The 8,218-nt window shown below is 67.1% G+C and carries 1 protein-coding gene; it reads right to left on the minus strand.

The genetic code is table 11. The annotated features are described in order from the left end of the window. Nucleotides 1-8,218, minus strand: an 8,218-nt coding sequence (locus J3U88_RS33665; RefSeq protein WP_207863616.1) for an Ig-like domain-containing protein, incomplete at both ends; no start/stop codon positions are given.

Consider the following 8,218-nt stretch of genomic DNA (forward strand, 5'->3'; position numbering starts at 1 on the left):
TTATTCTGCCATTGCGAATCAGATCGGTTTGGAAGGGGTTCTCGGTGCCGCGATGGATCGCCACCTCATCGCCCAGCCAGGATCGTTGGGTGCGGCGTGCGCTGCTGACGCCCGAGCCGCTGTTCTCGGTTTGCAACAGCAGGTTGTCCGCGTTGTTGGGGTTGCCGGCGGTGACGGTGTTGATCACCCCGCTCTCGCCCTGGTAGGCGCGGGTGAGCTGCAGGCCGCGCGGGTCGGTGCTGGTTTGTAAGCGGCCTTGCGCATCGTAGCCGAGGTACAGGGTGAGGTTGTCGCGGTCCTCGGTCGCGGTGGTTGGCGCCTGGGCGGCGGGCTGTCCGGTCCCTTGGCTGAGCGCCTCAATCTGCCCCTTCGCGTTGCGGCGCAAAAACAGGTCGGCATCCCCTGGCAGGTCCCAACTTTGCGGGAAGCCGTCGTTTTGGGCGGGGTTGCCGGCGGTGGTCACCCGATCACCGGTACTCAGTTCCACGGGGTAACCCAGGCCGTTGATGCGCTGGGTCTGCTCGATGCCGCTTTCGCCGTTTTTCTCGGTGATGACGAGGTGATCGCCGTCGAGGCGGGTGGTGCGGGTGACGGTGAACGCGCGGTTGGGCAGGTATTCGGTGATGGCCGCGCGCGTGCTGTCGCTGCCAAGCCCCGCCGCGGCGCCGTGGCCGAAGGCGATGGTTGCCGTGGTGTCCAGCCAGGTGTTGTTTCCGGCTTTGGTGGTAATCGTGCGGTTGGCGCGGTGGTCGGTGAAGGTCACGGTTCCCGCGGCGTAGTTCCAGGCGGCGAGGACCTTGTCTTTGAGTGGGCCTTCTTGCGCGGTGACGGCCGTACGGTTGCCGAAGGCGTCGTAGGCGTGTTCCACCGCGCCGACGCCTTCCAGCTTGGTACGGATGGTGCGGCCGGCGGCGTCGATGGTCAGGGGGATGGTCTCGGGTTGTTCGCCGGTGGGGTGCCAGGTCATGCCCGTGACGACGATGCCGCTGTCGCCCGCCTCGACCGTGAAGCTTTGCGTGCCTTGGGGCGCGGTGATTTGGGTGGGGATCTCGCTGTCCTCAAAGTAGCGGGTGGTGATGCGGTGGTTGGGATCGTCGTGGTCCTCTTGTTCGATGAGGCGGCCGAGGGTGTCGTAGCGCATGATGACCCCGCCGGGCGCGGCACCGCCGCTGACGACCTGGCTTCGCAACAGACCGCGCTCGTCGAAGTGGGCGGTGGTGGTGCTGCCGTCGCTGGAATCGGTGCTGGTGACGACGAGACGGGCATTCTGGTAGCTGTAGCTCAGGGTCCGCGTGATGGTGGCGTCGGGTGCGGTGATGGTTTCGTTGGTGAGGCGGCCGAGGGGGTCGAATTGGCGCCGGGTGGTGGCGTCGAGGGAGACCTCCAGCACGGGTTCGCCCCAGATGTTGAACAGACGATGGCTGAGAATGTCGCCGGCGACACCGTACTTGAGGCGTTCCTGCTGCAGGGTCTCGTTGTTGGTTTGGTAGATGCCGCCGGCGGGGTAGTAGGCACGGCTGGTGAGGCCGCCGTGGGGGATGCCGGTGATGTCGCTGCCGCCGACGGCGACGCCGCTCGCGGAGAACAGGCGTTCGGTTTTGGCGGTGCCGTCGCGGGTGATCCATTTGCGGCCGCCGTCCTCGATGGCGAAGTTCAGGGTGACGGGGCCCGCGCCGGCATCGTAGCTGATGCTTTGGGGGACGCCTTTGAAGTGCAGCGTGTTGTGCCAGGTTTGGGTTGTTTTGAATTGGTCGACGACCTGTTCGGTGACGCGGCCGAGGTGGTCGTAATCGGTGGATTGGCCGCGGAAACTGTCGGCGGTGAGGAACCAGTCGTAGGCGGGCCGGCTGCCGAGGGAGCGCCGTTCCCAGGTGAGGGTGCCGCCGAAGGTGCCGAGCTGCCAAGCCGAGGCGAGGCGGCGCTGGGTGGCGGCGCTGAAGTGGATGGTCTGGGTGGGCAGTTCGGGGTCGGCGGCCGGGATGGCGACGGATGCGGTTTCGCCGGCGTCGAGGGTGAAGGTCAGGGTCTGTTCGCCGAAAGGCGCGGTGCGGGTGGCGACGGTGAGGGGTTGGTCAGCCTGGTAGGTGAAGGCGGCGGCGATGAATTCGGAAGAGCCGCCGGCCGCGGCACTGCCGTCCAGGTCGTGGGCCACCTTGGTCAAACGTTTGAGCGGGACCTTGCCAACCTCCACGCCGATGTCCTCCCAGCTGTAGCGGGTCACGCGGGTTTGGCCGTCGCGCGCCTGTTCGGTGACGGAGGTCAGGTAGGCGTCGGCGTCGTAGGCGTAGGTCAGGATCAGGCTGCCCCGTTCGACTTTTTCGAGCAGGTTGCCGAGGCGGTGCGGCCGGTAGGTGCGTTGGACGCGGCGGCGGGCGGCGCCGTCGGCGGGTTGATCGGTGAGGTTCAGCGGCAGGTCGGTGACCTCGCGCTGGAGATCGCCGCGTTGGAAGCGGTTGGACCAGGGCAAGTCACGGCGCTCGCGCTCGATGACGCGGCCGAGCAGGTCACCGGGGATGCCGCGCACGGCTTGGTAGCGCATCAACGGATAGATGAGGCGGTGCTTGGGTGCAACGCTGTCCTGACCGTCCGGCTCGGTGGTTTTGTTGAGGCGGTTGAACAGGGGTTGGTAGGCGGGCAGCGGTTGGGAACCGTGCCAGGACGAGGTCATGGTTTCGCCCTGGGTGAAGGTCCAGCGCGGTTTGGTGAAGGTCAGCTTGCTGAGGGGTGCGTCGCGGAAGGCGACGGTGGTGCCGTCGTCTTCCAAATCGGCCTCGCTATGCCACAAACCGGGTTGGCTGAGCAGGATGCGTTGGTCGGCCTTAAGCCGTTCGTCGGTTTTGGTGTCGGGCAGGTTGTCGGGTTTGAACCAGGTGACGAGGCCGAGGTGGAGCGCGCCGCTATCGCGCATGCCGACGCCGAAGGTCCCGACGGGGCCGGTCAGGTCTTGGTGATGGTAGCGCATGGTGCTGAGGTCGATGCGGCTGTCGCGGGCGCTGACGCTGTCGTCGACGGTGAACAGGGTGGGGTTGCGGCTGAGCAGGTCGAGGTTGCCCTGATGACGGTAGGGATCGTCGGTGGGTGGATGGGTGTAGCGCACGGCGAAGGGGTAGCGTTGGTGGTGGCGCACGCGCCCGTTGATGCTGATGGCGAGGTCGACGTAACAGCCCAAAACACCGCGTTCACGCAGGACGGCGGCCTGGCCTTGGAGCCATTGGGCGAGGGCGGCGCTGTTCACGCCGACGACGCGCGGGCGGTTAACGGGTTCGAAATTAAACCTTTGTTGCCAAGCGGGTTCGAGGCTGCCCATGGTGAGTTCGAGTGCCTCGCCGGGGAAAAGCTGGACCTGGAAGGTGCCGACCTCGGTGGTGAAGGCCCGGGTCACGGCCTCGCCGACTCCCTGGCTGGGATCCTCGCCGGCGGCGGTGTCGGCGGCGTGCAGGACGACGGTATCCTGGCGCTGCCAAGCGTGGCTGAGTGGGTCGCCGCCACCGGCATCGCTGTGCCAGGCGGTCATGTTGAAGGACAACCAGCCGAGGGAACGGCGTTGGGTGGCGACCACGGTTTGGCGGACGAGGTCGGCTTTGGCGTTGGTCCAGTAGAGTTCGCCCTCGTGAAAGAACAAGGCCTCACCGACGGCGCTCGCGGGTTCGGCGCCAAAGGTGCCGACGACGAAGGGGGCCTGGTGGTCGACGGGGACACGTTGCCAGTCGGCGCGGTCCAGACCGGCATAAACCGCCTTGGCGTCGATGAGCACGATCTGGTGGGCGCCCCGCGCACCGGTTTCCAGGTCGGTGTTGAGGGTGACGGCGATTAGGCCGGTACCGGCATCGGCGGCGATGTTGCCGATGCGGCCGTCAAAGTCGAGCGTGACACGGGGGAGCACGGCCGCGGGGTTCTGCTTGGCCTCGGCGTCGGCGGGGACCTCGATGAAGTGCAAGACGGCGGTGCCGCCCTCGTCTTCAGCGCCGAAATTCTCGACGAACAGGGTCAGGTCGAGGTTGCGGGGTTGGTCGCGGTCGCGCACGGCGAGGCGGGGCAACACGGCGGTGCGCAGGCGCGAGCCGCCGGGACGCGCGGGCGCGCCCACGGGGATGGGGCGGTTGGGTTGTTCGGGGTAGTGGGCGCGGAACAGCAGGCGTTGGTCGTACCAGGTGTCGACGGGCGGCAGGAAGCTGTTGTCACCGGGCTGAAGGGTGCCGATGCCGGGAAAGGTGCGGGCGGCTGCGGTGAAGGCGAGGACCTGGCGATCCGGTTCGGTGTGGACGAGGGGCGCGAGGTCAAAGACGCCGCGCGGGTAGAAGAATTGGGCGCTGATGCCGGCTTGGTTAAAGGCCTGTGTGTATTGGTGGCGGGTCAGGGAACGGGTTAACTGACGGTTTCTGATGTCGTCGAGATTTTTGAGGAACACGCGCAGGTCGCGCACCTCGATGCGGCCAAGCTGGGTACCGGTCGATTCGAAGCCGTTGTGGCCAAACACGAGAAAGGGACCCTGGCTGATGAGGTCGCTGACAAAACCGGGTGAAGCGATCACGTGGCGGCCGAGTGATTCGAAGCCGCCGCCGTTCCAGCGTAGGAGCAGGAGTTGGTTCAAGTTGAGGACCTGGTCCCAGTAAACGACGGCGAGCACGCTGCCGGCGGGGAGCTGTTCAACGGCGGCGCCGTCGCCGCTTTCCACGGCGGTCAGCTCGGCGCCGTCGGCGGCGGCCAAAGCCTCGCCGGTGACGAGGGTGGGTTTGGGCAAATGGGCGCCGGGTGCAAGGACCTCGTGGCGTTCGAGCACCCGCCAGGGTTGGCTTGTGTCACCGGGATCGACGACCTCGATGGTGAGCCCTTCGCCCTGGTCGCGGTTGCCCGCGCGGTGGCTCACCTGGATGAGCAGGTTACGGTATTGGGCGTAACCCCGTTGACGTGCCTCGGCTTGGGGCACGCTGTCGGGATCGATGACTTGGGTTCGGAAGGTCGCGACGTAGCGGTCGGATTCGCTGCCGTCGTCGTGGAAGACACGCAGGGGGTTGTTGTCCTGGTCACGGGGTCTTTGAACGCTGAGTTGGTAGGTTTTTTCGAATTGGAGCACGCGCCTGGGACGGGCGAACACCTCGTGGACGCGGTCGCCTGCGTCGATGGGGTCACCGGCGAGGGTTTCGAAATCGAGGTCGATGCGGTTGCCGTCACTGTCGCCGAGGGTGATGGTCTGTGCGGAGATCCCGCTGACGGGTTCGCTGAAGGCGATTTGGATGGGTTCGAAAATGGGGACGTCGCGTTCGCGGTCGCCTGGCAGGGTGCCGGTAATGCGCGGCGGGCCGCTAGGATCGTTGGCGACGGTTCCGGTTTCGCCGATCAGCCAGACGCGGCAGTCCAGGCCACGCGGGGCGGGGCTGACGGTGGTTTCGAAGCGAACGGCGAGGTTGAGGTAGGGTCGATCCCGGGGCAGGTTCTCGTAACGAAAACGCACAAGCATGCCGGTATCGTCGGGTGGCATGGTAACGCGGTCGCGGTCGTCGGCATCGAAGTGCACGGTTTTGAAGGGTTGGTTGGCGGCGCGCAGGGTGACCTGGAGGGCGCGACCCTCGGCGAGCTGGAGTTTGCTCAAATCCTTGAGGCGCGCGGTCTCGCTTTCGTTGACGGTCACCTCGGGTTCGCTTTGACCGGGCCGGGTTTTGAGATCGACGACGCGGTATTCGATGGTGACGTCTTGGTCGGGTGTCTCGGCGTTGTTGCGTTCGTCCGGCCAGTTGAGGTAGGCGTGGGCGCGAAAACTCTGCAGGCCGAAGACGGCGGGGGCGACGGTGCCGGGGACGAGAGTGGTGAAGGCACCGCTGACGGGATCGACGGCGAGGTAGTTGGGCTTCGAGCCGCCGACGTCCTGGGTGAGGATGCGCGTGGTGCCGGTGGGGTCGGTGATCCCGACGAAACGCATGCCGGCACCGCTGCCGCTGCCGGTGATTTGGTAAATCGGCGCTTGGCGAACGGCGCGGTAGGCCTTTTGGCCAAAGGAGCGGGGTACGTCGTTCCATGGGGCGGGTGCGGCCCACATGAGCAAGTGATCGTCGAGGTCGGTGTCGGGTTGGTCCTCACGCAGGGTGAAGAGGGCGGCGTTAAAGGCGGTGGGCGCGTGACGTTCGAGGTTGTACACGGCGTAAGCGCTGTCGCTATGGCTCTCCCATGCATAGGTTTGCAGGGATGCGAGGGCGCGTTTTTGCGCGCCGCCTTGTGAGGGCTGCTCAAGCGCGGCGACGGCGTGGGCGTCTTGAACTTGGGCGATGACATGGTCGGCGAGGACGTCGGGTTGACGGGGATCGACGGGGGCGCGCACGCCTTCCAACAGGCGCCGCAGCACGAGGGCGTGGCTGGGTTCGGCCTCGAGCAGGTCGGTGTAGGGGCGGAGGTCGGCGATCAGGCGGCCTTGGAGTTGGGGGAGCGGTTGGCCGTCGCCACTTTCGAAGACGAAACCGTCGAGCCTGGGGCCGTCGTACCTTTGGCCGGCGGGCAGTTGGTTTTGTAAGCGGGTGTGTTCGGCGGGGTCGAGGGCGCGCCAGGCCAGTTCGCGGCCGCTACCGGTGACGACCTGGTCGACGGCGAGGGTGAGGGTTCCGCTGACGGGGATGTGGAAGGGGTGGTTCCCAAGCAGCACGCGGTTCTCGCCGAGGCGGACGCTGTCGAGTACGCGGCTGCCGCGCTGACCGCCGGGCGTGGCCAGTTCGATGCTGATGCGATCACCGGCGCCACCGTCGACGACGCGGCGCACGGACCCGGCGGGCAGGGTCTCGCTGCTGCTCCAGGCGGTGTCGAGGTTGAGCACGATCAGGCGGGTTTGGTTGGGGAAGCCGGCGGCGGGGCCGTGCAGGACGAGGTCGTCGTTTTCCCGGGCGAGGTACCAGGCGTCGAGGTCGAGCGGGGTTTCGTTGCCGCGCGCGTGGGTGGTGAACTGGAAGCCGGCGGGGTTGCCGAGCAGGTCACCGGACTGGGCCTGCAAGGCGGGGTCGAGGCTGAGGCGGTAGGTGGTTTGGGGACGGAGGGCTTGGGTGGCGCGCAGGCGCAGGCTGCTGAAACTGAAGCGGCGGGTGAAATCGAGGGGGATGTCGCCCTCGGGGCCGCTGAGGCGAATGTGTTGGGCGAGTTGGATTTTGTCCCAAACGAGGGGTTGGTTGAAATCGAGGTCGATGAAGCGCCAGGTCGGGACCGCGACTTGGCCGGCGGCGGGTTGGTGTTCGAGCAGGAGCAGGTTGGCGCGTTGGAGGTCGAAGTCGATCCCGGTTTGGGTTCCAGCAGCGATGGTGGCGAAGGAACGGGTAACCTGCAGGCCGGTGAGGGGTTCGCGGGCGTCGATGGTTTGGGGTTGGTCCCAGACGGGGAGGAAGAAGCGGTAGGCGCCGTCCTCGTTGCTTCGCGTTAGCCAGGGTAACGAAGGGGAACGCAGGGTGACCGCGCGGGGTGTGCCTTGGTGGCGGACGGTGCCGCTCAATTCACCGATGGGGAAATCCAGCGCGACGAGGGCGTACCAGCCGTCGCGGTTCAATTCGGCGGCGGTGGTGTCGTTGTGCCAGTGCACGCCGTCGCGTTGCAGGCTGCCGACGGTGCGCCAGGCGCCGGGTGCGTCGCGGCGCAGCAGAATGACGGCGCCGCGGTCGGGGTAATCGAGCTGGAGCCGCGCGCGCGGGACGCCGGCGCCGGCCTGCCACTGGAAGCCGAGCACGCGCTCGGCGCCGTGCATCAGCGGCAAGTCGTCGGGGTCGTTGGGGTAGGCGTTGACGGGGTGGGCGTTGTCGCCGGGTAACTGGATGCTGAGGCGGTCGAGGTGGATGTCGGTATGGAAGCCGAAGCCGTCGCCGGGTGGGGGATAAGCGACGGCGGTGAACAGGACGTGGGCGTTGCGGGTCTGGCCGGCTTGGATGGCGCGGCGGGTATGGACGGGGATGACGCCTTGCAGGGGGGCGTTGTCGCGGAAGGGATCGCGGTAAAGCACCAGGTCGAGGGTGTGTTCGGGCAGGGTGAGGGTGCCGCCGACCTGTTGGTGGCGTTCGCGGACGTGGACGCGGGCGCGGGCACCGGAGGGCGCGCCGGGGGCGGCGGTGACGGTGACCTCGGTTTGCGGTTGTTTGATCAGCGAGACGACGGGTGGATCAATGGTGAGTTGGCTGAGTTGGGCGTGGCCGAGGTGGTGGTCGCGGTCGCGCTGCATGGCTTCGCCGAGGGCGGGGGGCAGGGTTCCCGCGACGGG

This window comes from Acanthopleuribacter pedis, from assembly GCF_017377855.1.
Taxonomy (GTDB): Bacteria; Acidobacteriota; Holophagae; order Acanthopleuribacterales; family Acanthopleuribacteraceae; genus Acanthopleuribacter; species Acanthopleuribacter pedis.